The sequence below is a fragment of the Streptomyces sp. bgisy027 genome, assembly GCF_057710365.1.
Map to the genome: position 1 here is coordinate 335,226 of NZ_JBYIVZ010000001.1, position 23,779 is coordinate 359,004.

Sequence of the window (23,779 nt, forward strand, 5' to 3'; positions counted from 1 at the left end):
GTGAGGAGGCAAACCGGTGACGACCGCTGGACCGCCCGTGAAGGGCCGCGCGACTCGGCAGCGGGCCGCTGTGGCGGCGGCCCTGGACGAGGTCGACGAGTTCCGCAGCGCGCAGGAGCTCCACGACATGCTCAAGCACAAGGGCGACTCGGTCGGCCTCACCACGGTCTACCGCACCCTCCAGTCCCTCGCCGACGCCGGCGAGGTCGACGTCCTGCGCACCTCCGACGGCGAGTCGGTCTACCGCCGCTGCTCCAGCGGTGAGCACCACCACCACCTCGTGTGCCGTGTCTGCGGCAAGGCGGTCGAGGTCGAGGGCCCGGCCGTGGAGAAGTGGGCCGACGCGATCGCGGCCGAGCACGGCTATGTGAACGTGGCGCACACGGTTGAGATCTTCGGCACATGCGCGGAGTGCGCGGCCGCCAACGGCTGAGGTGATGCCGGGCCGTCGGCGGCGAGGGCGACACCAGGACCCGCAAGGCGAGCACGGGGCGGCGTCCACAACCTGCGAAAGCCCCGCTCCCCTTCGTGGAGCGGGGCCGTTCACGTTGTGTCCAGCAGGTCAGCTCTGCTCGGAGCGGCCTTCCATGGCGAGCAGTTCCTCGTTCGGGATCGCGCCGCCGAAGCGCCGGTCGCGGGAGGCGAACTCCACGCACGCGCGCCACAGGTCACGCCGGTCGAAGTCCGGCCACAGCACGTCCTGGAAGACCATCTCGGCGTAAGCGCTCTGCCAGAGCAGGTAGTTGGAGGTGCGCTGCTCACCGCTCGGGCGCAGGAACAGGTCCACGTCCGGCATGTCCGGGTAGTAGAGGTACTTCGCGAAGGTCTTCTCGGTGACCTTGGACGGGTCCAGCCGCCCGGCCCGTACGTCCTCGGCGAGGGCCTGCGCGGCGTCCGCGATCTCGGCCCGGCCGCCGTAGTTCATGCAGAAGTACAGGGTCAGCCTGTCGTTGTCCTTGGTCTGCTCCTGGGAGATCTCCAGCTCCCTGGCGACGGACTTCCACAGCTTGGGCATCCGGCCGACCCAGCGCACCCGCACTCCGAGCTCGTCGAGCTGGTCCCGCGTCTTGCGGATGAAGTCCCGGTTGAAGTTCATCAGGAAGCGCACCTCGTCGGGCGAGCGCTTCCAGTTCTCGGTGGAGAAGGCGTACAGCGAGATCGCGCCCACGCCCATCTCGATGGCGCCCTGGAGGACGTCCAGCACCCGCTCGGCACCGACCTTGTGGCCCTCGGTGCGCGGCAGCCCGCGCTCCTTGGCCCAGCGGCCGTTCCCGTCCATGACGATCGCCACATGCTTCGGGATCAGCTCACCCGGGAGCTTCGGCGCGCGGGCGCCGGACGGGTGCGGCTCCGGCGTGCTGTACTCGCGTCGCCGGCGCCCGAGGAACCCACTTACCGCCATGTGCTTGTCGTCTCCCTCTACTTTTCCACGTACCGAAGCGAACGCAGCCCGCGCTCCAGGTGCCAGTGCAGATAGGCCGACACCAGCCCACTGCCCTCCCGGACGTACCGCGGCTCGCAGGCGTCCGCGGTCCCCCAGTCTCCCGTAAGCAGCGCCCCGAGCAGTTCCAGGGTCTGCGGCGACGGTACGACGCTACCGGGCACCCGGCAGTCGACACAGACCGAGCCCCCGGAGGAGACCGAGAAGAAGCGGTTCGGTCCGGGCATACCGCACTTCGCGCAGTCGCTGAAGGTCGGGGCGTAGCCGTTCACGGCGAGGGACCGCAGCAGGAAGGCGTCGAGCACGAGGTGCGGCGCGTGCTCGCCGCGGGACAGCGTCCGCAGGGCCCCGACCAGCAGCAGGTACTGCTGCACCGCCGGCTCGCCCTCGTGGTCGGTGAACCGCTCGGCGGTCTCCAGCATGGCCGTGCCGGCGGTGTAGCGGGCGTAGTCGCTGACGATCCCGCCGCCGTACGGAGCGATGGTCTCGCTCTGCGTGCACAGCGGCAGCCCGCGCCCGATCAGCTCGCTCCCCCGCGCGAAGAACTGCACGTCGACGTGGGAGAACGGTTCGAGCCGCGCACCGAACTTCGACTTGGTCCGCCGCACACCCCGCGCCACGGCCCGCACCCGCCCGTGCCCCCGCGTGAGCAGCGTGATGATCCGGTCCGCTTCCCCGAGCTTCTGCGTCCGCAGGACAATGCCGTCGTCCCGGAAGAGACTCATCGCGCGCCCCCGGAGGATCGCGGCACGGTCGGCTCCGCCCCGCCCAGCTTCTGGGTGCGCAGCACGATGCCGTCGTCGCGGAACAGACTCATGGGGTCATTCTCGCGTACGGCGCGGGTCAGCGGGTGCGGTCGGGGTTGCTGATCGCGTCCCAGGGGGCCTGGTGCCACGGGCTGGCGCGGTTCGCCGGGTCCAGGAGGGCCCTCAGATGCTCGTCGGCGACCGCCTGCGACGCCGGCAGGTCGGAGTGCGCCGCGTCGCGCAGCCCCGCCCGCCACACCTGCCGCCCCAGCAGATAGTGATCGGCGTACTCCTGCCAGGAGGCGTACTGCCGCACCACCGTCGGCACGATGTTCTTCAGCGCGGTCCAGGCGTCGGCCTCGCCGATCAGCCCGCAGGCGAAGCCCCGGCGGGTGATGTCGACGTACAGCGCCGCGTCCCAGGCCAGCGGGGAGACGCCGGTCTGCCGGTACACCCGCGCCCGGTAACCGCTGCGGGACAGGTCGTCGAGCCGGCCGACCAGCTCCTCACGCGAGGTGATCTCCCACTGGTCGGCCAACCAGCGCCGGGCGCTGTCGTCGTCGATCCGCACGTACGGGTAGAGCGTCGTCCGCGAGGCGCTCTTGCCCCGGCTCACCGGCGCGCTCAGCGACACCATCCACAGCTGGTGCGTGGTGAGCGGCACGGGGTAGCGGCGGGCCGCCTTCACACCACGCCTTCTCCATCTCCACAAGGCCATGCCGCCGCACCCTATGCGCACCCGCCTACGTCAAGGAACCTCACCCCTGCTGCGTGCGTTCGCGTACGCCGTCGCGGCGCGCAGCCGCTCGGCGGGCGTCGCGTTGCGTACGGCCGCCGGGTCGGCGTCCCACTCCTTGCCTCCCCCGTACGGTCTCAGCTGGACGTACGGCCCCTCGTGTCCCATCACGACCCCGATCCGACCCGAACGAGTGTCGATCACGTACGACCCGATGGGTGGCTTCATCGCAGCACCGCGGCGAGACGCCTCACGGTCTCCACGGAACAACGGCCCAATTCGACGAGCGGGCACGGAGCTTCACGCGCAAGACTTGCCGGATCGATCCGGAGTGTCGGAAGCGTAATTCCTGCCTTCTCCAGCACCGCCCGCAATTCCTTCACCGCATCCTCCGCTTCTTCGACGCAGCGCGCCGAGTGTCGTGCCGTCACCTGACTCCCCTCGAATTCGGGTTTCACGCTTTCCATCTCCATGGTGACCTGCGATGCCTACACTCGGCAGGAGTCTGTGCCCTACAAGTGCGGGGCAGTACAAGGGGGTTGGCCATGGCCAACGGTTCGCGTCAGGCGGCGTGGGAGTTCTTCGGAGCGGAGCTGAAACGGCGCCGGGAGAACGCGGGTATCACTCAGGTGGAACTGGGTTCCCGGGTATTTGTCTCCGGTGGATACATCGGCCAGTTCGAACAGGCAATTCGAAAGCCGCAATTGGACGTGGCTCAGCGGATTGACGAGTCCCTGCAAACCGACGGTATTTTCGAGCGACTCTGGCGAAAGCTCATCAAGGAGCAGCCCTATACCGAGTACTTCGCGCATGTGGCGGAACTGGAACGCCTCGCGACGGAGATCTGCGAGTACGCGCCGATGGTGATCCCGGGGCTTCTGCAGACGCCGGACTACGCGCGGGCGGTGTTCCTGGCGAGCAATCCGCTGGCCGCGGACGAGTACATCGAGGACTTGCTCAGGGGCCGCGTGGACCGGACGCGGATCCTCAAGGACGCAGCGCGGCCCGTGTACTGGGCGGTGCTGCACGAGGCAGCCCTGCGCGTCCCGGTCGGCAGCTCACGAGTCATGGCGCACCAGCTGGACCACATCGCGACGCTGATGCGGGAGCGCAAGGTACTGGTGCAGGTGCTGCCGTTCGCTGCCGGAGCGCACCCGGCCATGGGCAAGATGTTGAAGATGATGGAGTTCGATGATGCCCCACCAACTGTCTATACAGAGGGCATGTTTTCGGGGAATCTGCTGGACGACCCGGCTGTGGTGAAGCGAGTCCGAGCGTCTTACGATCTGGTCAGGGCCACCGCGCTCTCGCGGGAGGCATCCCTCGCCCTGATCGAGTCGGCAGCGGAGGACTACAGACGATGCGCGAGTACGACCTGAGCAACGCCCAGTGGCGCAAGAGCACCTACAGTGGCGGCGACGGTGGGGAGGACTGCCTGGAGATAGCCGACGGAGTCCCCGGCGTCATCCCTGTCCGAGACTCCAAACTCGCCTCGGACAGCCCCGTACTCCTCGTTTCCGCTCACGCCTGGGACAGGTTCCTCACGTGTCTGAGGTGACCCGCGGAGCCGTCTGCTGACGTTCCGCCTCCGCCCACAGCTCGGTGAACTGGGTGATGTGGTCCTCGATGTGGTCCGGTTCGGCATTCAGCAACGTGCTGTCCGGGTTGTTCTCCTGGTCCGGCTTGGTCTCGTGGCAGAGTTCGCCGTCGAAGACGATGAAGTCGCTCACCCTGGGGCTGGACTCCATCAGTGACCGCACCGCGATGCGTGCGTCGATGCCTCGCCTGCGATGGCTGTCGCACAGCGCCCTGAGTTCGGGCGTGACCTCGTCGGGGTCCCGCACGATGAACAGCCGCCGGATCTCCACGCCGCGCCGCTTGATCGCCTTCTCCTGCGCGGCGAGGTACCGCTCGGCCGGCCCGCTGTTCCAGAACTCCCGGTCCACCGAGGTACTGGTGGCGTCGAGGGTCATCTTGACGCAGTCGGTGATGTCGATCAGCCACTCGTGGTTCTCGCCGGGGCAGTCCGCACTGCCGCTGCCGAGACCTTCCATCATCTTGGCGAGGCGTCCGAGTTCCTTCTCCGCGAAGGCCTGCATGATGTCGCCGCCCTGCTCACGGACCTTGGTGTAGCCGAGGACCAGCCGGGTCACCTCCTCGGAGCGCAGGACCGAACCGTCCACCTGGCTGAAGAGCTCCGTGGCGGCGAGGATCTCGGCGAAGCCCTGGTCGACCTTCTCGAACCGCTCCCCGAAGTCCACCAGGTACTGCACGATCAGCACCGCGCAACCGAGGACGATGGACATCGTCCACTCCCACAGGTTGTCGTCCTGCTGGTTCAGCAGACCGCTCAGGAGGAATGTCACAGCGCCGACGACGCCCGCGACCAGCACTCTGAGCAGGACCTTCGACCTGCCCGCGTTCTGCACTCGTGGGGCGACTCGCCCGTTGTTGCCGGTTCCTAACGACGCTCCGCTCATTTCTCATCCCCCGTCGGGTTTCTGGTTGGGTTGCGGCCCCTCAGCGCGCGTCGGTGAGCGCTTGGTGCGGCGTCGCCACGGCCTGGAGGGCCAGTCGGTCTCGGATGCGCCGGCTCAGGTTCTCCCACTGGCGGGAGAACCCCGGTTTCTCCTCCAGCACGTCCCACAGGTGACCCAGCGCCGGGTCCACGTGCGCGCGCGGCATCCACAGATGCAGCAGATGTACGACGACCGGTTGCAGCGTCTCGACCACCGAGGGCCCGTCCGCCGTACCGAGCCGGCTGTTGTCAAGCATGTGCTGAACAGTCGTCAAAAGCCAGTCGTGCAGGGCGAGATCTTCGCAAATGCCCGCCGCCGATGCCGCCGGAACGTGCTCCGGCAGCCGTAGTTCCATGGTCCGCAGCCCGCCCTCGGCGAGGGTGAAGTTCACCAGGGACGCCCGCTCCCCGTCGGAGGTGCGCCGGGCGACCCAACGCAGCCTCGTGGGGCTGGACTTGAAGGGCACCCGGCGGTCGAGCAGCGGATGACGGCGCAGCTCGGCCAGCAGCCCCTCGGCGATCATCCCGAGGTCGAGCTCACCGCGTCGCGCGCCCTGCAGCACGCCCTCGGCGGTGGCCTGTTGGGGCAGCTTGCCGAAGGGCTCGACCAGACCGGGGCGGACCAGATACTGCCCCCAGGGGCGGCGTATGTCGGGGCCGGAGGCCGGGAGGCTGAAGTACGCCGTCGACTGCAGCAGCCGGCCCTCGGTCAGCGACGCGCGGGCGGCCACCGTACCGACGGCCCGGACCTTGGAGCCGTTGGAGGCGGGCAGCCGGCAGTCCACACCGGTCAGGACCTCGGGCGACAGGGCGTACATGGACGGCCGCTCGGAGACCCGGACGTGTTCGTCGGCCCGCAGCCTGAGCAGCTGGGCGGCGGCCCGGCCGTCCATCGCCTGATGGGACGGCAGCAGACAGGTGCGCACCTCGCCGCAGGCGAGGACCGAACGCGCGGGTTGTCCGAAGGCCGCCGTCATCTCAGGTCCCCTCAGCCTCAAAGGAGTCGCCGGGCTCCTCGTAGAAGACGTAGGTGGCGCGCTGTGCGACCGCCGCGGGAACCGGCATCCCCTCGCCGGCGGACCGCTCGGCGACCTGCTGGAGGGCCCCGGCGTCGACGTCTATCTGGTCCAGGATGAGCCGTACGGCGTCCTCGACGGCGAGGAAGCGGTTCGGCACCAGGGAGCAGGTGCGGTACGCGCTGAAGGCCGCCTTGGTGTCGGTGAGCCTGATCAGCGGCGGGAGCCGGTCCCAGTCCTGGGGGAACTCCGCGCCCTCCCACTGGGTCGGTGGCAGCACGGGCTCGCCGAGGTTGCGTAACAGGCCGAGCCGCGCGAGCTGCCATACGGCGGCGAGGAACGGGCAGGACCACAGCCGTTTGCCGTCCTTCTCGGACCAGAGCTCCACGTCCATGAAGATGGAGTGGTTGCGGGCCGCGGTCTCCTGGGGCGCCGCCCAGCCCTTGACCTCGCCCAGGGCGCTGCGTGAAGTCGACGGTGTGCGCTGGCCGTTGGCGAGCCAGCCGGAGTGACTGACGGACGGCCGGGAGCCGTAGCTCCCCGGCGGCGGTGACTCCACCAGCCGGTGCATGACAGATTCCGCGATTTCGACACGTTCCGCGACCGCGCACGCCGACTCGCGGGCGAGGTAGTCGATGACCAGGCCCGCCTTCTCGGCCTCCTTGAGCACCATCGGGATCAGCTCGGCAGGGGTGGAGAAGCGCGTGAAGTAGTCGTCGATCAGGAAGCAGGTGCTGATCCGCGGCCGCTTGCTGCGGCGGGCCGCCGAGGCGCGCACGGCGTCCACCCAGATCCGCACCTCGGCGAAGTGCTCGGCCAGCCGCTTGGGGCCCGCCTCGAAGTCCTCCATGTACAGGTGGCCCAGCTCCAGCGACAGGTGGGCCAGCGGAACGGACTGGGTGCGCCGCTCCGCGGTGGTCTCCTGGAACACGGCCTCGCTCACACCTGCTCCCAGTACTTGTCGTCGGTCAGGCGGCCTGCGAGCTGGCTGAGCGCCTGCCAGGTCTCCTGGTTGGCGATCTGGCTGTCGAGCACGTCCTCGTCGGTGATGAGCTGCTCACGCCACTGGAGGACCGGTTCGAGCGGTACCGAGCCGAGGACCTGGCTGTAGCCGATGCCGTGGGTGGAGGCGAGCTGCTTGAGGTCTCCGTCGGTCTTGCGCATCCAGGCGGACTGGGTGGGCGAGACCTGCGACCACAGCGGCGACTCGGGGTCGGGTACGGCGGCGCGCACGAAGCGGATCGAGTTGCGCAGCGCGTCCTCGCCGTGGCCGCGCTCGACCCCGCCCGCGACGATGCCGCGCTTGCCGAACACCAGGCTCGCGGCGGCCCCGACATGCTGGCGGGTCCAGCGGTGGAAGACCAGCCAGCGGGCGGTGACCTCGCTCATCTCGGTCTGTGCGGTGGCCTCCAGGACCATGTCGACGGCATAGGAGCGGCCGGCGCTGAGGTCGACGATCACCAGGTCGAACTCGTAGTACAGCGTCATCAGCAGGTCGACGCAGCGGCGCAGGTTGTCGTCGCTGGTGGCGAACTCGCCGCCGCTGACGTCACCCGGCATCAGCACCAGACGTCCGCTGCCCGGCGGCGGGAACCGCAGCACCTGGTGCTCCGTCTCGGCCCACACGTCGATCCGGGCCGGTTCGCTGACCTCTCCTATGAGGTAGGCGTGCAGTCCGCGGTCCTCGGTGGCCTGACGGGCGTCACCCACGTCGAAGACAGCCGCCGCGGTGGGTGAGCCGAAGTCGAAGTCCAGGTAGCAGACGTCGTCCCCGGCCATCGCGCGGTGGTAGGCGAGGTTGGCGCTCGTGACGGAGCGGCCCGTGCCTCCTTTGTCGGAGGCGGCGAAGATCAGCACGGTTCACACTCCCCGGTCCGCGGCTTCGCGGGCGCGGGCGAGCGAGTCGAGCTGTCCCAGCACGTCGAGCGTCAACGCGTAGGCGGTACCCGGCTGTTCGTCCACGAGGCTGCGGGCCCGGCGCAGCTTGACCTCGATGTTCCTGAGCTGCATGCCGTGCCGGCCGGCGTCCGAGGGCGCGGGTTCCATCTGTTCGTTGCCCAGCAGGTGCGCGGACTCACTGAGCAACGCCCTTGCGAGGTCGGTGAGTTCGAGGCTGCGGATCGGCGGCTGCCGGTACATGGCGTGGGCCTGCACCATCACCTCGGTGACCCGCTCGGTGATGCTCCAGGACACCGGTACGCGCCGTTTGTGGATCTCCGCCTCGGGATAGGCGGCGTGCACGTTGTCCCACAGTCCGGTGCCCTCGCCGTCCCGGATACGGCGGCGCCACATGTGGTCGAAGATGTCCTCGGAGAGCCGCAGCAGCCGGTCGTGCGAGCCGAGGTTGCGGGACAGGGTGCACAGCTGGACGGTCCGCTTCAGCAGCTGGGCCGAGAAGTCGGTCATGGCCCAGGTCATGGGCGGTCCGAGGCGCTCGCTGCCCTGCAGCGGCAGGGCGACGCCGACGTTGTGCAGCTGGTGCACCATCGGGTCGTCGCGGGTCATGCGGCTGGTGATGCGGCCGCGCTCGGCGAGGCGCTCCATGATGCCGACGGTGCGGGTGAGGTCGTCGTCGGTGGCCCGGCGGCGCATCAGGTCGTGCACGAGGATGGCGGCGACGGAGAGGGAGAAGTATTCCGACTCCAGCTTCTGTCCCGTCGTACGCCAGGGGATGTCCTCCAGGGGCCAGCGGTCGTCGTCGAAGCGGGCGATGCGGGACCAGTACTGCTGGGTCAGTTCCCACCGCAGGCGGAGCGCCTCGGCGAGCCGCTGCTGTTCGTTGTTGAGCAGGCCGAGGGTGAGAGTGCGGTCGGAGAAGAGGTCCTGGATACCGTCGAGGGCGACCACGGTGAAGTACAGGTACGGCACCGGGTTGGCGACGCCCTCGGGCTGCGGTCCGACCGGTTCCGTCGTCTCGACCTCGGGCGAGTCCTTGACCATGCTCCAGGCCCAGCCGCACTCGAACAGCTGGTTCTCGTCCTTGAGGCCCTCCTGGACGTCGATGCCGAGGTACACGCTCTCGACGATCGCCGCGCGCAGCGCGCGGAACCGGCTCTGGAACATGTTCAGCACCTGGCGCTGCGACAGCCGCCCCTGGCCGAGGAGTTCGGTGAGCGTGCGGCCCTGCGAGGAGTCGGTGTCGAAGACGTTGACGACGAAGGCGCGCAGCAGGCTCACCATGGCGGCGGTCAGCCGGTTGCTGGTGGCCTGGCGCAGTTCGGCGATGCTGTCCCGGACGTCGCTGCGCCGGGTTCTGGTCTCGTAGACCTTGAGGAAGCCGAGGGTCGCCAGGCACAGGGTGATCGACATGGAGAAGGAGTCGACCACGCCCAACTGGCGTTGTTCCTCGGTGACTTCCTTCTTCTTGTCCGCCGAGCCGAAGTAGTAGCCGCCGGCGAAGGTGGGCCGCTTGTCGTCACCGGTGTGGGTGCGCATGAAGTCGGCGGCGGCGCTCACGAGGTTGGCCGGGATGTCCAGCCGTCCGCCGGCCTTCTTCAGGACCTGCTGCACGTCCTCCTGTGTGGTGTCCGGGTCGTCCAGCCGGAACGCGGGGATCTCGGTTGCCGGGTACAGCAGGCAGAGCAGCCGCTCGGCGTCGGCCACACTGCTCTCTCCGCCCCATTCGCCCCATTCCCACTCTCCCCCGTCGAAAGAGTGGCGAGCGATTCCCTGCCAGATGTCCAGCAGATGCTGGCGTGGCTTGATCTGCATCCCATGCCCCTCACACAGGCCGCCCTGCCATCAGTTGAGGAATATCCCTCTTCTGTTGTGAAAACTCACTGTGAAAATTCACCGATCAGTCGATCGGAATGATCGAGTCCGAATCGCTGCGCCACCCGTAGGCGACGATCATTCCGGAATACCCGTCACGCACTTCGGCCGCGGATTCGAGCCGTTGGACCTTGAAGTCGCCCGCGAATGTCTCAAGGCTCGCGCGCACCTCGGATTCTCCCACGTCACAGGCCGGGAAGAAATGCTCACCCGCGTGATAGCCCTTGGAATGTTCCATGAAGGCCGCCGCGAAGGGCGCACCCGGGGCCAGGGCGCACATGAAACGCTCGACGCCGAGGCGGAACTCCTGGTGGGAGGTGGTCATGGACTCGGCGACGAAGAACATGGTCCCCATGGACCACTGCCGCTCGTACCGCGCGAGGTCGAAGAGGTCGCCCTGCTCGACCGAGACGACCTTGGCGAACCGCTCACGCGGGTCCGCACCGAGGGAGTTGTACGCCTCGTGCTTGCACAGGGCGCTCCAGAACTGGTCCCAGTTGCGGTCGTAGGACTGGATCTGGCTTCTGAGGTAGCCGACGTTGGCGGGCGATCGCTCGAAGAGCGTGATCTCGTCGCACCACGGCATCATGGACAGAGCGGGATAGAGATTGGCGCCGGCACCCACATCGATACCGGAGACGGGGCCGCTGCCTCGCTTCCGGAAATGATCGCCGAAATGGTCCCGCAGCATATGCAGGATCTCCGCGTCCTCTGCCTGTAAGTCGCGGTAGTTGTGATCAACGTAGGCGATCGGGTCGAATGCCGCCCAGCGCACCTCAGCGTTCTTCAACTGGACGCCCCCCGACGATCTCTGGGTCATTCACTCACGGTACCAAAGGAAGGCGCACTGGGAGCGCGTCGAGGCAAAGCGCTCTCTCACTCTTGCCGCACTCTTGAACCGCCGGATTGCCGCTGCTCAAGATGGGCGGATCTCCAACTGAGCGCCTGAAACGGCGGGCAACGGGTGCTCACCCGCACGAGTGACACCATTCCATCACATAGGGGGCAGTTGATGGCTGTACCGGAGGAACGTTTCCCTCTTCTGGGTCGCCGCGCTGATCAGGCGTTTCTCGCCGACAGCAGCGATCGGCCGCTGACCATGAGGGGCGTCACCGATACGGACCTGCCCGAACTCCTCCGGGTCGACCGCGAGGTCTTCCCCGAGGACCCGTACCCGTATTTCGTGCTGCGCCAGCACATCGACGTGCACGGCGACCGGATCCTGGTCCTCGACGACGGGGAGTACCTGCACGGCTATGTCCTCTTCGTGACCACGTCGGACGGCTATGTGTGCTGGGTGCTGAGCCTGGCCGTCAGCGCCGACCAGCGCGGGCGCGGGCTGGGCAAACGGCTGATGCTGGAGGTGCTGCGGCAGCTGCGCAGGGAGCGGGTGCACGAGGTGCGGCTGACGGTCGAGCCGACCAACGCGGCGGCGATCATGCTGTACCGCACCCTGGGGTTCGGCACCGACGGCGGCGTGCACCGGGACTATCTGGGGCCCGGCGAGGACCGGATCATCATGGTGCTGGGGTTGGGTTCGGCGTAGGGCGGGCAGGGGGTGATCCCCGGGGTGGATCGGGGAGCTCGCCGTCCCCGAGGGTCGGCTGGAGCCAGACGTGCAGCCCGCGTTCGGCGGCCTCGGCGGCCTCGGCGGCAGCATTGCCGCCCCCGCGAGAAACCGGGCCCTGCGGATGCCCTTGGTGTTCTCCATCCGGCCGCTGTGGCGAGCGCGGGCGCCGTCGGCTGTCGGCCGATGGTCTACGACACGGCAACCAAGGAATGGCGTACGGCGTCGATCACTGAAGAGATCGTCACCACCGTCGGACGAGATCGTCACCATCCGTCTGACGAGATCGCCGCCATCCGTCTGACGAAAACGAGCGAAGGAGACCGAGATCCTAGGCCGACGCACCCTGCTCACCGCAGGCACCGCCACCGCCGCAGCGCTCCTCACCGGCGCACCCGCCCACGCCACCACCGACCGCCTGCGCGCACTGGAGCGGCAGCACGGCGCCCGGCTGGGCGTGTTCGCGTACAACGTCCGTACGAGGAGGACCGTCACCCACCGCGCCGACGAACTCTTCCCGATCTGTTCGGTGTTCAAGACCCTGGCCGCCGCGGCCGTCCTGCGCGACCTGGACCGGCACGGCGAGGTGCTCGCCAAGCGGATCCACTACACGGAGGCCGACCTGGTGGCCAACTCCGACAAGACCGAGGAGAACCTGGCCACCGGCATGACCGTCGGTGAACTGGCCGACGTGGCCATCCGGTTCAGCGACAACACGGCCGGCAACCTGCTGCTGCGCGAACTCGGCGGCCCCACCGCCGTCACCCGCTTCGCCCGCTCGCTCGGCGACCGGGTGACCCGCCTCGACCGCTGGGAGACCGAGCTCAACTCGGCGGAGCCGTGGCGCGTCACGGACACCACGAGCCCGCGCGCGATCGGCCGCAGCTACGCCCGGCTGGTCCTCGGCGACGCCCTGAACCACCGCGACCGCGACCTGCTCACGCACTGGCTGCTGAACAACACCACCAGCGTCAACCGCTTCCGCGCGGGCCTGCCCCCGACCTGGGCGATCGCCGACAAGACCGGCGGCGGCTTCTACGGCGCCAACAACGACGTGGGCATCGCCTGGACCGAGGACGGCACCCCGCTCGTCCTGGCGGTCCAGACGACGCTGCCCGAGCGGGACGCCGCGTACGACCACGCCCTGATCGTGGAGACGGCGAAGCTGCTCGCCGAGACCCTCGTCTGACCCACCGGGCAACCGATTCCTCCCCTCCGGTGGTCTGGAGGGCGAGGGAGGGTGCTTGATGCAGGCCGAACAAGAGGCCCAGTTCCAGGAGTTCGTCAGGGCGCGGTGGTCCCACCTGGTGCGGACCGCGTATCTCCTCACCGGTGACACGCACCACGCCGAGGACCTGACGCAGACGGCGCTGGCGAAGGCGTACCGCTCATGGCGGCGGGTGGCGCGTGCCGACAGTCCGGAGGCCTACGTCCGGCGGATGCTGGTCAGCTGCAACAGCGACCGGTTCCGCAAACGACGGGTGGCCGAGGCGCTGACGGCCGCGCCGCCCGACGTGGCGGGGCGCGACCAGGGCTACGCGGGCGTGGACGAGCGCGGTGCGCTCATCGGCGCGCTCGCCCAACTGCCGCCCAAACAGCGGGCGGTGGTGGTCATGCGCTACTGGGAGGACCTGTCGGAGTCGGAGGTCGCCGATGTGCTCGGCTGCTCCGTCGGCACGGTCAAGAGCCAGGCGTCCAAGGGACTGGCGAAGTTGCGTGCGTGTCCGGGGCTCGCCCGGATGACGCCGTCCGGGCAGGGAGGCAGCAGGTGAACGACGACGAGCGGCGGCAGGAAGCGGACGGCGAGCGGGACTTCGAGAAGCAGTTGAGGGAGCTGCTCGCCGAGGACGCGTACACGATCCGGCCCTCGCCGGCGCCGTATCCGGCGATCCGCAGGCGCGGTGTGGCCGAGCGGCGGCGCCGGGTGGCCGCGGCCGGGGCGGCGCTGGTGACGCTGGCGGCGATGCCGGTCGGTGCGTACGCGCTGAGCGGCGGCGGGCCGGGCACGAGCACGGCCGCGTCCCCGACGCCCTCGGCCAGTGCCTCGCGGAGCCCCTCGCCGACGCCGGGCGGGACCACGCCGCCGGCCGTCGAGGGGCAGCTGTTCGACGGGATCACGGCCGAGCAGGCGGCGGACGGGCTGGCGAACTGCCTGGACTCCGAGCTGTCGAACAACCGCTCACCGGGCGGGGCGGGCCTCGACCCGGCGGACGAGTACGCGATCGTGCTGGCGATGCGCAGCACCGGCGACTCCAACGCCCCGGGTGACGGCATGTACGTGGTCGCGGCGACGGACACCCCTGAGCAGTCGTATCTGATCTGCGACCTCAAGGACGGCGTGACCCAGGGCATCAGCGCCTTCACCGACGAGAGCGGCATCATCCCGGACGAGGGGCCGGTGCTGGTCAACCCCAACGGGGGCAAGCTCTACCAGCAGTCGTTCCTCGACCGCGGGAAGTGGAAGCTGCCGTTCCGTTGGGGTGTGGTGGGGACGGTCAAGCCGTCGGTGGCGAGGGTGACGGTCGCCTACGGCGACTCCGACGCGGAGGCCACCGTCGACCACGGCCGGTTCGTGGCGTCCGGCGTCCTGAAGCAGCAGGTCACCCTGGCACCGCACATCAAGGGTTACGACGCCGCCGGCAAGTTGATCTACGACTCCGACGAGGACGGGTACTACGAGCGGACCCTGCCGTAGCGCCACCGCGCGCATGGCACCGACGGGTCGGGGGCGCCGCACCGGGGACGGCGCCCCCGACCCGTCGTCATGCCGGGCGCTGCCCGTCGTCCGGCACCACTCCGTTGACCGCGGCCGCGAGGCTGAACGGCGCCGGCCGGTTCCTGAGCGGCCTGGTCACCTGCTTCGCCACGCACGACGGCATCCCGTCCGTCGCGTCCGCCTCCTGCCGCCGGTAGGCGCTGGGCGACATGCCGACCAGCTCCGTGAAGCGGGTGCTGAAGGTGCCCAGCGACGAACAGCCGACCTCGAAGCACACCTCGGTGACGCTGCGGTCGCCGCGGCGCAGCAGCGCCATGGCCCGCTCGATGCGCCGGGTCATCAGGTAGCTGTACGGCGACTCGCCGTACGCGGCCCGGAACTCGCGGCTGAGGTGGCCTGCCGACATGTGCACGCCCCGCGCCAGCGCCTCGACGTCCAGCGGCTGGGCGTACTCCCGGTCCATCCGGTCACGGACGCGGCGCAGCGCCACGAGCGTGCTCAGGCGCTGTTCCTCGGACGTCGATCGGCCGGATCCCACACCCGTATCCTCCCGGGCCGCCTCCCGCCTCGTCCACTCCCGCGCCCGGCGGGAGCGGGACGAGAGGAGGGCCAGCACCGGTGCGGCCTCCGTGCACATCGCCGCTCAGCCGCCGACGTACGCCGCGAGGTGCTCACCGGTGAGGGTGGAGCGCTCGGCGACGAGGTCGGCGGGGGTGCCCTCGAAGACGATCCGGCCGCCGTCGTGACCGGCACCGGGACCGAGGTCGATGATCCAGTCGGCGTGCGCCATGACGGCCTGGTGGTGCTCGATGACGATCACCGACTTGCCGGACTCCACGAGCCGGTCCAGCAGCCCGAGCAGCTGCTCGACGTCGGCCAGGTGCAGACCGGTCGTCGGCTCGTCGAGGATGTACACCCCGCCCTTGTCGGCCATGTGCACGGCCAGCTTCAGCCGCTGCCGCTCACCACCGGACAGCGTGGTCAGCGGCTGGCCGAGGGTGAGGTAGCCGAGCCCGACGTCCCGCATCCGCTCGACGATCTTGTGCGCGGCCGGGATGCGTGCCTCGCCGTCGCGGAAGAACTCCTCCGCCTCGGTCACCGACATCGCGAGCACCTCGCTGATGTCCCGCCCGCCGAAGTGGTACTCCAGCACCGACGCGTCGAACCGCTTGCCCTCGCAGTCCTCGCAGGCCGTGGCGACGGACTGCATGATCGCCAGGTCGGTGTAGATGACCCCGGCGCCGTTGCAGGTCGGGCAGGCGCCCTCGGAGTTGGCGCTGAACAGGGCCGGCTTGACCCCGTTGGCCTTGGCGAACGCCTTGCGGATCGGCTCCAGCAGCCCGGTGTACGTCGCCGGGTTGCTGCGCCGCGAGCCGCGGATCGGCGTCTGGTCGACCGAGACGACGCCTTCCGGCGCCGGGATGGAGCCGTGCACGAGCGAGCTCTTGCCGGAGCCGGCGACGCCGGTGACGACACAGAGCACGCCGAGCGGGATGTCGACGTCGACGTCCTGGAGGTTGTTCGCGGTGGCGCCGCGGATGGACAGCTTTCCGGTGGCCTCGCGGACCGTCTCCTTGAGCTTGGCCCGGTCGTCGAGGTGGCGCCCGGTGACGGTGCCGGAGGCCCGCAGCCCGTCGAGGGTGCCCTCGAAGCAGACGGTGCCGCCGGCGGTGCCCGCGCCGGGGCCGAGGTCCACGACATGGTCGGCGATGGCGATCGTCTCCGGCTTGTGCTCGACCACGAGCACCGTGTTGCCCTTGTCCCGCAGGCGCAGCAGCAGGTTGTTCATCCGCTGGATGTCGTGCGGGTGCAGACCGATGGTGGGCTCGTCGAAGACGTACGTGACGTCGGTGAGCGAAGAGCCCAGGTGGCGGATCATCTTGGTGCGCTGCGCCTCACCGCCGGACAGCGTGCCCGAGGCCCGGTCCAGGGAGAGATAGCCGAGGCCGATCTCCACGAACGAGTCGAGGCTGTGCTGGAGCTTGGCGAGCAGCGGCGCGACCGACGGCGCCTTGAGGCCGCGGACCCACTCGGCGAGGTCTCGGATCTCCATCGCGCAGGCGTCGGCGATGCCGACCTTGCCGATCTTCGAGGAGCGGGCCTGCTCGCTGAGCCGGGTACCGCCGCAGTCGGGACACTCGGCGAAGGTGACCGCCCGGTCCACGAAGGCCCGGATGTGCGGCTGCATCGACTCGCGGTCCTTGGACAGGAAGGTCTTCTGGAGCTTGGGGATCAGACCCTCGTAGGTGAGGTTGACCCCGTTGATCTTGACCTTGGTCGGCTCGCGGTAGAGGAAGTCGTGCCGCTCCTTCTTGGTGTACTTCGCGATCGGCTTCTCCTTGTCGAAGAAGCCCGACTCGGCGATGACCCGCACGACCCACCCGTCCCCCGTGTAGGTGGGGATGGTGAACGGGTCCTCGGACAGCGACTTGGAGTCGTCGTAGAGCTGGGTGAGGTCGATGTCGGAGACCCGGCCCCGGCCCTCGCAGTGGGTGCACATGCCGCCGGTGCGGCTGAAGGAGACCTTCTCGGTCTTGGTCCTGTCGGCGCCCCGGTCGACGGTGAAGCCGCCCTGTGCCGAGACCGAGGCGACGTTGAAGGAGTACGCGGCGGGCGGGCCGATGTGCGGCTCGCCGAGCCGGCTGAAGAGGATCCGCAGCATCGCGTTGGCGTCGGTGGCGGTGCCGACGGTGGAGCGCGGGTCGGAGCCCATGCGCTGCTGGTCGACGGTGATGGCGGTGGTCAGGCCGTCCAGGACGTCGACCTCGGGCCGCGCGAGGTTCGGCATGAACCCTTGCAGGAACGCGCTGTACGTCTCGTTGATCAGCCGCTGCGACTCGGCGGCGATCGTGTCGAACACCAGCGAGCTCTTGCCCGAGCCCGAGACCCCGGTGAACACCGTCAGCCGGCGTTTGGGGATCTCGATGCTGACGTCCTTGAGGTTGTTCTCCCGGGCACCGTGCACCCGGATCAGTTCGTGGCTGTCGGCAACGTGCGGCTCGGTCATCGTGAAGTCTCCATCTGCAACTCGGTCGGGAACGTTGCCGGTGAGGGCGGGGGCTCAGGGTGGGAGCTCAGCCCCGCTCCTGGATACGGACCAGGTTGCCCGCGGGGTCGCGGAAGGCACAGTCGCGGATGCCGTACGGCTGGTCGGTGGGCTCCTGGACGACCTCGGCGCCGCTCGCCTGCACCTTCTCGAAGGTGTCGTCGACGTTCCCGGTGGCCAGCAGGATCCAGCCATAGGTGCCCTTGGCCATCATCTCGGCGATGACGCGGCGCTCGTCGTCGGTGACGCCGGGGTCCGCGGCGGGCGGCGCGAGCAGGATGGACGTGCCGGGCCGGCCGGCCGGGCCCACCGTGATCCAGCGCATCTTGCCCTGGCCGACGTCGGTGCGCACCTCGAAGCCGAGGGCGTCGCGGTAGAAGGCCAGGGAGGCGTCCGGGTCGTCGTGCGGGAGGAAACTGGCGTGAATGCTGATGTCCATGCCGGTCACGCTAGCCGGGGCACGGTGGCGGCGCTTCTCGATTCCTGACGCCTTCCTCGCCCCCGTCGCCCCTACCCGTCCCCTTCTCCGGGGGCTGCCGCCCCCGGCCCCCGCTTCCGCCTTGAACGTGCCTCGTCCTCAAACGCCGGACGGGCTGGAGAATCCCGCCCCGCCCGCGCCTCGATCCCCCGGAAATGGACCGCCATCGCCCGCTGCGCGCCCTCGCCGTCGCCCTCTCGCAGAGCGGTGAGGATGTCGCGGTGCCAGCGGGCGGTCACCTCGGGCGACGGGTCGTCGGGGCGGCCGCGGGCGCCGTTCACGCGGCGGAAGACCGTCCAGAACGCCGCGAGGAGCTGCGGCACCAGGTCGTTGCCGAGGGAGGCGTAGAGCAGCTCGTGGAACTCGCGGTCCAGCTCCGGAAAGGGCCGCCCGGACCGCCCCGCCGCCTCCATCCGGGACACGACCGCTTCCAGCCGGTCCAGTTCGGCCTCGCCGACCGTCGCCGCCACCCGCCGGATCAGCCCCTCCTCCAGCACCTCCCGTACCTGGAGGATCTCGGCGAGCGCGCCGGTGTCGTGGTCGTGCCGGGCGAGCGTGCGGAAGGTCAGCCCGTCGATCAGCGGGGTGAGCGAGGCCCGGCCGACATACGTCCCGTAGCCGTGCCTGATCTCCACGATGTCGAGGGCCTGGAGCGCCTTCAGCGCCTCGCGCACGGAGTTGCGGCTGACGCCGAGGTCCTCCATCAGCTCGGCCTCGGTGGGCAGCAGGGCGCCCGCCTGCAGCCTGCGGTCGATGATCAGCTGCATGACCTGGCGCTGGATCCGGCTGTTCCTGGACTCCTCGGACGTACGACTGTTCCTGGACTCCTCGGACGTACGACTGTTCCTGGGCTGCCCGGGCATGCGGCGCATCGTACGCGCACCCGGACGTCCCACGTCCCATGTCTCCCGTGAACGCCTCTGACGGAGGGTCAACTCGCGCCATTTCCCAGCACCATTGGTCCGACCTGTGGCAGATGCGCCATTCGCGTGAGATCCCTTGACCGCCCACAGCGCCCCACCTATGGTCGCGCTGACCGTCAGGACGTAGGACGTCGTATCTCCTCAGACATTCCGAGCACCAGCTGGAGGAACCGTGCGCGACGTGACCCACGACGTGCCGGCGCTGCACCGCCGGTCGTTCCTGAAGTACACCGGCGCGCTGGGCGCGGCCGCCGCCGTCTCCGCGTCGCTGTCGGCCTGCTCGTCGGGGCCCCAGTCCACCAACGAGACCGGTGGGGGCGGTGGCGCGAACCGGACCCTCACCGCGGTGATCGGCTACGGCAACGACGGCAGCTGGGACCCCACCCAGACGGCGTCCGCCTTCTGCATGGCCGCCAACAACCACATCTACGAGGGCCTCCTCGACACCGACCCCATCTCCCGTGAGCCGTACGCCGCGCTCGCCACCCAGGTGCCGGCCGACCCGAACGCCACGTCGTGGAAGTTCACCCTGCGCGCCGGCGCCAGGTTCCACGACGGCAAGCCGGTCACCGCCGACGACGTGGTCTTCGTCTTCGACCGGATCCTCGACCCGAAGACCCAGACCCTCGCCAAGGGCTTCTTCGTCAGCTGGCTGAAGGAAGTGCGCAAGATCGACGCGCAGAACGTCGAGCTGGTGCTGAAGTTCCCCTTCCCGGACGGGCTCTCGCGGCTCACCCTCGCCAAGATCATGCCGAAGCACGTGTTCGCGCAGCCGGGCGCGTGGGACGAGGCCATCAAGGGCAAGGCGATCGGGTCGGGGCCGTACATGCAGGCCGCGCACCACCCGAAGTCCAACACCACCTTCGAGGCGTATCCGGACTACAACGGCCCGCGCAAGGCGGCCTTCAAGAAGATGAACTGGCTGACCATCGTGGACGCGGCACCGCGCGTGGCCAGGATCTCGGGGGCCAGCGCGGGCGCGCAGATCGCCGACAACATCCCGTACGCCAACATCGGGCAGCTTCAGAGCGGCGGGCTGACGGTCGCGGGCGGCGCCGGGATGAACAACCTGTTCCTGATGTTCAACACCGAGCACAAGCCCTTCGACGACGTCCGGGTCCGCCAGGCCCTGCACTACGCCATCGACACCGGCAAGATGATCGAGGTCGCGCTCAAGGGGCACGGGAAGCCGTCGTCGTCCTTCCTGAACCGGTCCAACCCCAGCTTCCGGCCCGCCAGGACGGTCTACGACCACGACCCGGACAAGGCGAAGGCGCTGCTGAGGCAGGCCGGGGTCAGCGGGCTGAGGATCGAGATCCTCGCGGTGAACGTCAGCTGGATCGTGGACTGCCTGCCGACCATCAAGGCGTCCTGGGACGCGATCGGCGTGCAGACGACCCTGTCCCCGCAGGAGACGACGGCCGTCTTCACCAAGATGGACCAGAAGCAGGACTACCAGGTCGTCGCCGCCGCCTCGAACCCCAACCAGTTCGGCCTCGACGCCGATCTGATCATGCATTACAACTACGGGCCCGAGAACCTGTGGATGCAGTACACGCGGTGGGCCGACAACTCCGTCGCCAAGGCGCTGTTCAAGGACATGGACCGGGCGACCCGGGAGCCGGACGCCGAGAAGAAGAAGACGATGGTCCAGGACTACATCGACATCGTCGCCGAGCAGGCCGTCCTCTACCCGGTCGTCCACAACGAGCTGATGACCGCGTGGAACCCGAAGGAGCTCACCGGGATAAGGGCACAGCCGTACCCCGGCATCAACCTCCTCCAGGCCAAGTGGGCCTAGGAGTCACCGAGTGATCACCGTCGTCCGGATCCTGGCCAGGCGCGTTCTGCTGCTCGTGCCGCTGATGCTGGGCATCGTGCTGTTCGTGTTCCTGGTCATGCGGTTCTCGGACGTCGACCCGGCGTCCGCGTTCTTCCAGGGCGCCAACCCGACGCCGCAGCAGTTGCACGACTTCCGCGAGCAGAACGGCCTGCTGGATCCCCTGCCCGTCCGCTACGTCGCCTTCATCGGCGACCTGGTCCACGGCGACATGGGCACCAGCGCCCTGACCCGGGCGCCGGTCGTCGACCAGGTGATGACCGCGCTGCCGCTGACCATCCAGCTCACCTTCCTGGGGCTCGGCATCGCGGTCGTCCTGTCGCTGGTCGGCGGCGTCACCGCGGCCATCTACCGCGACCGGCTGCCCGACCAGATCGTCCGCGTCGTCTCGCTCACCGGGGTCGCCGCCCCCGGCTTCTGGCTGGCGCTGCTGATGATCCAGTACCTCGCCGTCGACCTCGGCTGGTTCCCGACCGGCGGCTACATCAATCCGGCCGACTCCTTCACCGGCTGGCTGAAGACGATGACCCTGCCCGCCCTCGCGCTGTCGCTGCCGGTGGCGGCGCAGCTGACCCGGATCGTGCGCACGTCGGTGGTGGAGGAGCTCGACAAGGACTACGTCCGCACGGCGATCGGCAGCGGCCTGCCGCCGCGAGTGGTCGTCGGCCGGAACGTGCTCCGCAACGCCCTGATCAACCCGCTGACCGTGCTCGGTCTGCGGGTCGGCTATCTGCTGGGCGGCGCGGTCGTCATCGAGACGATCTTCTCCCTGCCGGGCATGGGGAAGCTGATGATCGACGCGGTGAAGAACGGTGACCCGGCCGTGGTCCAGGGCGTCGTCCTCACCACGGCGATCGGCTTCGTCGTCGTCAACCTCGTCATCGACATCCTGTATCTGCTGGTCAACCCGCGGCTGCGGGAGGCGACATGACGTTCAACCGCAAGCGTCTGGCCGAGGGGCTGTCCCGGCCCGGCATCCGGCTGCGCGGCTGGCGCAAGCTGCCGGCGCTGTCGAAGGTGGCCGTCTGCTTCCTGGCCGTCGTCGTCGCGGTGGCGCTGTTCGCACCGCTGCTCGCCCCGCACGACCCGCTCGACCAGCAGCCGCCGGTCGACGGCACCGGGCACCCGTCCGCGGAGCACTGGATGGGCCAGGACAGCCTCGGCCGGGACATCCTGAGCCGGCTGATGTACGGGGCTCGCTGGTCGCTGGCGATCGGGCTCGGCGCGACCGCGCTCGCGCTCGTCGTCGGCGCCCTGATCGGCGCCGTGGCGGCGACCTCGCGCAAGGCGGTCGACGAGACGCTGATGCGCTGTCTGGACGTGGTGATGGCGTTTCCGGGCATCGCGCTGGCCGCGGTGCTCGTCGCGGTCTTCGGCGGCGGCATCACCGTCCTGATCTGCGCGATCGCCTTCCTGTTCACACCGCCCGTGGCCCGGGTGGTCCGGGCGAACGTCCTCGACCAGTACGGCGAGGACTATGTGACGGCGGAACGGGTCATCGGCGCCCGCACCCCGCACATCGTCATCAAGCACGTGGCGATCAACTGCGCCGCCCCGGTGCTGGTGTTCTGCACCGTGCAGGTGGCGGAGGCGATCGTCTTCGAGGCGTCGCTGTCCTTCATCGGCGCGGGCGTGCGGCCGCCGGACCCGTCCTGGGGCAGCGTCATCGCGGACGGCAAGAACATGGTCCTGACCGGCGGCTGGTGGGCGACCGTCTTCCCCGGGCTGCTGATGCTGGTGACCGTCCTGTCGCTGAACATCCTCTCCGAGGGCGTCTCGGACGCGTGGGCGGCGCCGTCCGCGCGCGAGGTCGACGTGAAGGAACAGCACGACCACCTGGAGGCACCGCAGCCGGGCAGCGGCGAGGTGCTGCAGCTGCCCGGGCTCACGGAGGCGGCGGCCCGGCTGCGGTCACGGGCCCGGCCGCTGCCCGGGGGACGGCTGCCGGTGCTCGCGGTGGAGAACCTGGCCATCGGCTTCGAGGGCCGGCACACCGGCGTGGACATCGTCGACGGCATCAGCTTCGAGGTGCAGCCCGGCGAGGTCCTCGGCCTGGTCGGCGAGTCCGGCTGCGGGAAGTCGCTGACCGCGCTCGCGGTGATGGGCCTGGAGCCGAAGGGCGCCCGGGTGCGCGGCCACGTCCGCTTCAACCAGCGGCAGTTGGTGGGCGAGCCGATGCGGGTGCGCCGCAAGCTGCTGGGCCACGAGATGGCGATGATCTACCAGGACGCCCTGTCGTCCCTGAACCCGGCGATGACGATCCGCTCGCAGCTGCGGCAGGTCGTACGCCGCGGCGGCCGGCGCAGCCCGCACGAGCTGCTCACCCTCGTCGGACTCGACCCCGAACGCACCCTGCGCAGCTATCCGCACGAGCTCTCCGGCGGCCAGCGCCAGCGCGTGCTGATCGCGATGGCCCTGTCCCGGGACCCGAAGCTGATCGTCGCCGACGAGCCGACGACCGCGCTGGACGTCACCGTGCAGGCGCAGATCATGGAGCTGCTGCTGCGGCTGCGGGAGGAGCTGGGCTTCGCCCTGATCCTGGTCTCGCACGACCTCGCGCTGATCTCGGACGTCACCGACCGGGTGGTCGTGATGTACGGCGGCCAGATCGTGGAGACCGGCGTGACCGCCGACCTGGTGGAGGCTCCGGCGCACCACTACACGCGGGGGCTGCTCGGCAGCGTGCTGTCGCTGGAGTCGGCGCAGGAGCGGATGACGCAGATCAAGGGCGTCGTCCCCTCCCCCGCCGACTTCCCCGCGGGCTGCCGCTTCGCGGACCGCTGCCCGCTGGCGAGCGAGGTGTGCCGTACGACCGCGCCCGCCCTGGCGGGGACGGCGACGCACACGGCGGCCTGTCATCACCCGGCGATCCTCCTGGCCCCGACGGACCGCTCCGAGAGCGAGGCGGTGACATGAGCGCGATCGGGACGAACGCGGATGATGAGAGCACCGGTGACGTGACCGTGGGCGAGGTGACCGCG

General features: G+C 69.4%; 26 protein-coding genes. 11 read left to right on the forward strand and 15 right to left on the reverse strand.

Annotation, left to right across the window (positions count from 1 at the left end):
• The first annotated feature begins 16 nt into the window (after window positions 1–16).
• A complete protein-coding gene (locus AC3ETA_RS01455; RefSeq protein ID WP_030947874.1) occupies window positions 17–433 on the forward strand; it encodes a Fur family transcriptional regulator in 417 nt (138 codons plus the stop codon).
• 129 nt (window positions 434–562) lie between these two features.
• Here the strand turns inward: AC3ETA_RS01455 and AC3ETA_RS01460 are convergent, their stop codons facing one another.
• The 5 genes from AC3ETA_RS01460 to AC3ETA_RS01480 all read right to left on the reverse strand — a co-directional run bounded on the left by AC3ETA_RS01460 (window position 563) and on the right by AC3ETA_RS01480 (window position 3,354).
• Complete coding sequence (locus AC3ETA_RS01460) at window positions 563–1,402, reverse strand: isoprenyl transferase (protein ID WP_432190956.1); 840 nt, start codon at window positions 1,400–1,402, stop codon at window positions 563–565.
• A 17-nt stretch (window positions 1,403–1,419) separates the two neighbouring features.
• Window positions 1,420–2,166: a DNA repair protein RecO gene (gene recO, locus AC3ETA_RS01465; protein WP_030947864.1), complete on the reverse strand. Its 747-nt coding sequence runs from the start codon at window positions 2,164–2,166 to the stop codon at window positions 1,420–1,422.
• A gap of 118 nt (window positions 2,167–2,284) precedes the next feature.
• Window positions 2,285–2,905 carry a DUF1266 domain-containing protein gene (locus tag AC3ETA_RS01470; RefSeq protein WP_432190957.1) on the reverse strand — a complete coding sequence of 207 codons (621 nt, stop codon included), beginning with the start codon at window positions 2,903–2,905 and terminating at the stop codon, window positions 2,285–2,287.
• 30 nt (window positions 2,906–2,935) lie between these two features.
• Window positions 2,936–3,151, reverse strand: a complete 216-nt coding sequence (locus AC3ETA_RS01475) for a hypothetical protein (RefSeq protein ID WP_432190958.1) — start codon at window positions 3,149–3,151, stop codon at window positions 2,936–2,938.
• The gene (locus AC3ETA_RS01480) at window positions 3,148–3,354 is read right to left on the reverse strand and encodes a hypothetical protein (protein ID WP_432191054.1); all 207 of its coding nucleotides are present in this window, start codon (window positions 3,352–3,354) and stop codon (window positions 3,148–3,150) included. The genes AC3ETA_RS01475 and AC3ETA_RS01480 overlap by 4 nt, the downstream gene beginning before the upstream one ends.
• 114 nt (window positions 3,355–3,468) lie before the next feature.
• Between AC3ETA_RS01480 and AC3ETA_RS01485 the strand changes: the two genes are divergently transcribed.
• Both AC3ETA_RS01485 and AC3ETA_RS01490 read left to right on the forward strand, forming a co-directional pair.
• Entirely contained in the window at window positions 3,469–4,302 is an 834-nt protein-coding gene (locus tag AC3ETA_RS01485) for a helix-turn-helix domain-containing protein (protein WP_432190959.1), read from the forward strand.
• Complete coding sequence (locus tag AC3ETA_RS01490) at window positions 4,284–4,481, forward strand: DUF397 domain-containing protein (protein ID WP_432190960.1); 198 nt, start codon at window positions 4,284–4,286, stop codon at window positions 4,479–4,481. Before AC3ETA_RS01485 ends, AC3ETA_RS01490 begins: the two co-directional genes overlap by 19 nt.
• Here AC3ETA_RS01490 and AC3ETA_RS01495 read toward each other — a convergent pair.
• The 6 genes from AC3ETA_RS01495 to AC3ETA_RS01520 all read right to left on the reverse strand — a co-directional run bounded on the left by AC3ETA_RS01495 (window position 4,465) and on the right by AC3ETA_RS01520 (window position 11,003).
• Window positions 4,465–5,289, reverse strand: a complete 825-nt coding sequence (locus AC3ETA_RS01495) for a DUF6879 family protein (protein ID WP_432190961.1) — start codon at window positions 5,287–5,289, stop codon at window positions 4,465–4,467. The genes AC3ETA_RS01490 and AC3ETA_RS01495 overlap by 17 nt on opposite strands.
• A gap of 154 nt (window positions 5,290–5,443) precedes the next feature.
• The gene (locus AC3ETA_RS01500; RefSeq protein WP_432190962.1) at window positions 5,444–6,418 is read right to left on the reverse strand and encodes an SCO2521 family protein; all 975 of its coding nucleotides are present in this window, start codon (window positions 6,416–6,418) and stop codon (window positions 5,444–5,446) included.
• 1 nt (window position 6,419) lies between these two features.
• Entirely contained in the window at window positions 6,420–7,400 is a 981-nt protein-coding gene (locus AC3ETA_RS01505; RefSeq protein WP_432190963.1) for an SCO2522 family protein, read from the reverse strand.
• On the reverse strand, window positions 7,397–8,314 hold the full coding sequence (locus AC3ETA_RS01510; protein WP_125526061.1) for an SCO2523 family variant P-loop protein: 918 nt from the start codon (window positions 8,312–8,314) through the stop codon (window positions 7,397–7,399). The genes AC3ETA_RS01505 and AC3ETA_RS01510 overlap by 4 nt, the downstream gene beginning before the upstream one ends.
• 3 nt (window positions 8,315–8,317) lie before the next feature.
• Complete coding sequence (locus AC3ETA_RS01515) at window positions 8,318–10,168, reverse strand: SCO2524 family protein (RefSeq protein ID WP_432190964.1); 1,851 nt, start codon at window positions 10,166–10,168, stop codon at window positions 8,318–8,320.
• A gap of 85 nt (window positions 10,169–10,253) precedes the next feature.
• A complete protein-coding gene (locus AC3ETA_RS01520) occupies window positions 10,254–11,003 on the reverse strand; it encodes an SCO2525 family SAM-dependent methyltransferase (protein WP_432191055.1) in 750 nt (249 codons plus the stop codon).
• A gap of 324 nt (window positions 11,004–11,327) precedes the next feature.
• On the opposite strand from AC3ETA_RS01520, the gene AC3ETA_RS01525 reads away from it, so the two are divergent.
• The 4 genes from AC3ETA_RS01525 to AC3ETA_RS01540 all read left to right on the forward strand — a co-directional run bounded on the left by AC3ETA_RS01525 (window position 11,328) and on the right by AC3ETA_RS01540 (window position 14,490).
• Window positions 11,328–11,774 (forward strand): GNAT family N-acetyltransferase, encoded by a 447-nt coding sequence (locus AC3ETA_RS01525; protein WP_256224998.1) that lies wholly within the window; start codon window positions 11,328–11,330, stop codon window positions 11,772–11,774.
• A gap of 349 nt (window positions 11,775–12,123) precedes the next feature.
• Entirely contained in the window at window positions 12,124–12,984 is an 861-nt protein-coding gene (gene bla / locus AC3ETA_RS01530) for a class A beta-lactamase (RefSeq protein ID WP_432191056.1), read from the forward strand.
• A 58-nt stretch (window positions 12,985–13,042) separates the two neighbouring features.
• A complete protein-coding gene (locus tag AC3ETA_RS01535) occupies window positions 13,043–13,567 on the forward strand; it encodes a SigE family RNA polymerase sigma factor (protein WP_432190965.1) in 525 nt (174 codons plus the stop codon).
• Entirely contained in the window at window positions 13,564–14,490 is a 927-nt protein-coding gene (locus AC3ETA_RS01540; protein ID WP_432190966.1) for a hypothetical protein, read from the forward strand. The genes AC3ETA_RS01535 and AC3ETA_RS01540 overlap by 4 nt, the downstream gene beginning before the upstream one ends.
• 67 nt (window positions 14,491–14,557) lie before the next feature.
• On the opposite strand, the gene AC3ETA_RS01545 is transcribed toward AC3ETA_RS01540, so the two are convergent.
• The 4 genes from AC3ETA_RS01545 to AC3ETA_RS01560 all read right to left on the reverse strand — a co-directional run bounded on the left by AC3ETA_RS01545 (window position 14,558) and on the right by AC3ETA_RS01560 (window position 18,802).
• Window positions 14,558–14,974 carry a helix-turn-helix transcriptional regulator gene (locus AC3ETA_RS01545; RefSeq protein ID WP_432191057.1) on the reverse strand — a complete coding sequence of 139 codons (417 nt, stop codon included), beginning with the start codon at window positions 14,972–14,974 and terminating at the stop codon, window positions 14,558–14,560.
• 180 nt (window positions 14,975–15,154) lie between these two features.
• Entirely contained in the window at window positions 15,155–17,518 is a 2,364-nt protein-coding gene (locus AC3ETA_RS01550; protein ID WP_432190967.1) for an ATP-binding cassette domain-containing protein, read from the reverse strand.
• Window positions 17,519–17,585: 67 nt separating this feature from the next.
• Window positions 17,586–17,996 carry a VOC family protein gene (locus AC3ETA_RS01555; RefSeq protein ID WP_432190968.1) on the reverse strand — a complete coding sequence of 137 codons (411 nt, stop codon included), beginning with the start codon at window positions 17,994–17,996 and terminating at the stop codon, window positions 17,586–17,588.
• 71 nt (window positions 17,997–18,067) lie between these two features.
• Window positions 18,068–18,802: a FadR/GntR family transcriptional regulator gene (locus AC3ETA_RS01560; protein ID WP_432190969.1), complete on the reverse strand. Its 735-nt coding sequence runs from the start codon at window positions 18,800–18,802 to the stop codon at window positions 18,068–18,070.
• Between AC3ETA_RS01560 and AC3ETA_RS01565 the strand changes: the two genes are divergently transcribed.
• The 4 genes from AC3ETA_RS01565 (at window position 18,801) to AC3ETA_RS01580 (ending at window position 23,714) form a co-directional block, all read left to right on the forward strand.
• Window positions 18,801–18,959: a hypothetical protein gene (locus AC3ETA_RS01565; RefSeq protein ID WP_432190970.1), complete on the forward strand. Its 159-nt coding sequence runs from the start codon at window positions 18,801–18,803 to the stop codon at window positions 18,957–18,959. The genes AC3ETA_RS01560 and AC3ETA_RS01565 overlap by 2 nt on opposite strands.
• A 171-nt stretch (window positions 18,960–19,130) precedes the next feature.
• Window positions 19,131–20,759: an ABC transporter substrate-binding protein gene (locus AC3ETA_RS01570; protein WP_432190971.1), complete on the forward strand. Its 1,629-nt coding sequence runs from the start codon at window positions 19,131–19,133 to the stop codon at window positions 20,757–20,759.
• A gap of 10 nt (window positions 20,760–20,769) precedes the next feature.
• Window positions 20,770–21,729 carry an ABC transporter permease gene (locus AC3ETA_RS01575; RefSeq protein ID WP_432190972.1) on the forward strand — a complete coding sequence of 320 codons (960 nt, stop codon included), beginning with the start codon at window positions 20,770–20,772 and terminating at the stop codon, window positions 21,727–21,729.
• Complete coding sequence (locus tag AC3ETA_RS01580) at window positions 21,726–23,714, forward strand: dipeptide/oligopeptide/nickel ABC transporter permease/ATP-binding protein (RefSeq protein WP_432190973.1); 1,989 nt, start codon at window positions 21,726–21,728, stop codon at window positions 23,712–23,714. Before AC3ETA_RS01575 ends, AC3ETA_RS01580 begins: the two co-directional genes overlap by 4 nt.
• Window positions 23,715–23,779 lie beyond the last annotated feature (65 nt).

What these genes read in the sequence shown, in the direction of transcription:
- AC3ETA_RS01490 (WP_432190960.1), top strand. Translation starts at nt 4,284, where the DNA reads ATGCGCGAGTACGACCTGAGCAACGCCCAGTGGCGCAAGAGCACCTAC.
- AC3ETA_RS01460 (WP_432190956.1), bottom strand. Translation starts at nt 1,402, where the DNA reads ATGGCGGTAAGTGGGTTCCTCGGGCGCCGGCGACGCGAGTACAGCACG.
- AC3ETA_RS01525 (WP_256224998.1), top strand. Translation starts at nt 11,328, where the DNA reads ATGAGGGGCGTCACCGATACGGACCTGCCCGAACTCCTCCGGGTCGAC.
- AC3ETA_RS01535 (WP_432190965.1), top strand. Translation starts at nt 13,043, where the DNA reads ATGCAGGCCGAACAAGAGGCCCAGTTCCAGGAGTTCGTCAGGGCGCGG.
- AC3ETA_RS01545 (WP_432191057.1), bottom strand. Translation starts at nt 14,974, where the DNA reads ATGGACCGGGAGTACGCCCAGCCGCTGGACGTCGAGGCGCTGGCGCGG.
- recO (WP_030947864.1), bottom strand. Translation starts at nt 2,166, where the DNA reads ATGAGTCTCTTCCGGGACGACGGCATTGTCCTGCGGACGCAGAAGCTC.
- AC3ETA_RS01475 (WP_432190958.1), bottom strand. Translation starts at nt 3,151, where the DNA reads ATGAAGCCACCCATCGGGTCGTACGTGATCGACACTCGTTCGGGTCGG.
- AC3ETA_RS01565 (WP_432190970.1), top strand. Translation starts at nt 18,801, where the DNA reads ATGACCTGGCGCTGGATCCGGCTGTTCCTGGACTCCTCGGACGTACGA.
- AC3ETA_RS01470 (WP_432190957.1), bottom strand. Translation starts at nt 2,905, where the DNA reads ATGGCCTTGTGGAGATGGAGAAGGCGTGGTGTGAAGGCGGCCCGCCGC.
- AC3ETA_RS01485 (WP_432190959.1), top strand. Translation starts at nt 3,469, where the DNA reads ATGGCCAACGGTTCGCGTCAGGCGGCGTGGGAGTTCTTCGGAGCGGAG.
- AC3ETA_RS01500 (WP_432190962.1), bottom strand. Translation starts at nt 6,418, where the DNA reads ATGACGGCGGCCTTCGGACAACCCGCGCGTTCGGTCCTCGCCTGCGGC.
- AC3ETA_RS01580 (WP_432190973.1), top strand. Translation starts at nt 21,726, where the DNA reads ATGACGTTCAACCGCAAGCGTCTGGCCGAGGGGCTGTCCCGGCCCGGC.
- AC3ETA_RS01560 (WP_432190969.1), bottom strand. Translation starts at nt 18,802, where the DNA reads ATGCAGCTGATCATCGACCGCAGGCTGCAGGCGGGCGCCCTGCTGCCC.
- AC3ETA_RS01515 (WP_432190964.1), bottom strand. Translation starts at nt 10,168, where the DNA reads ATGCAGATCAAGCCACGCCAGCATCTGCTGGACATCTGGCAGGGAATC.
- AC3ETA_RS01550 (WP_432190967.1), bottom strand. Translation starts at nt 17,518, where the DNA reads ATGACCGAGCCGCACGTTGCCGACAGCCACGAACTGATCCGGGTGCAC.
- AC3ETA_RS01555 (WP_432190968.1), bottom strand. Translation starts at nt 17,996, where the DNA reads ATGGACATCAGCATTCACGCCAGTTTCCTCCCGCACGACGACCCGGAC.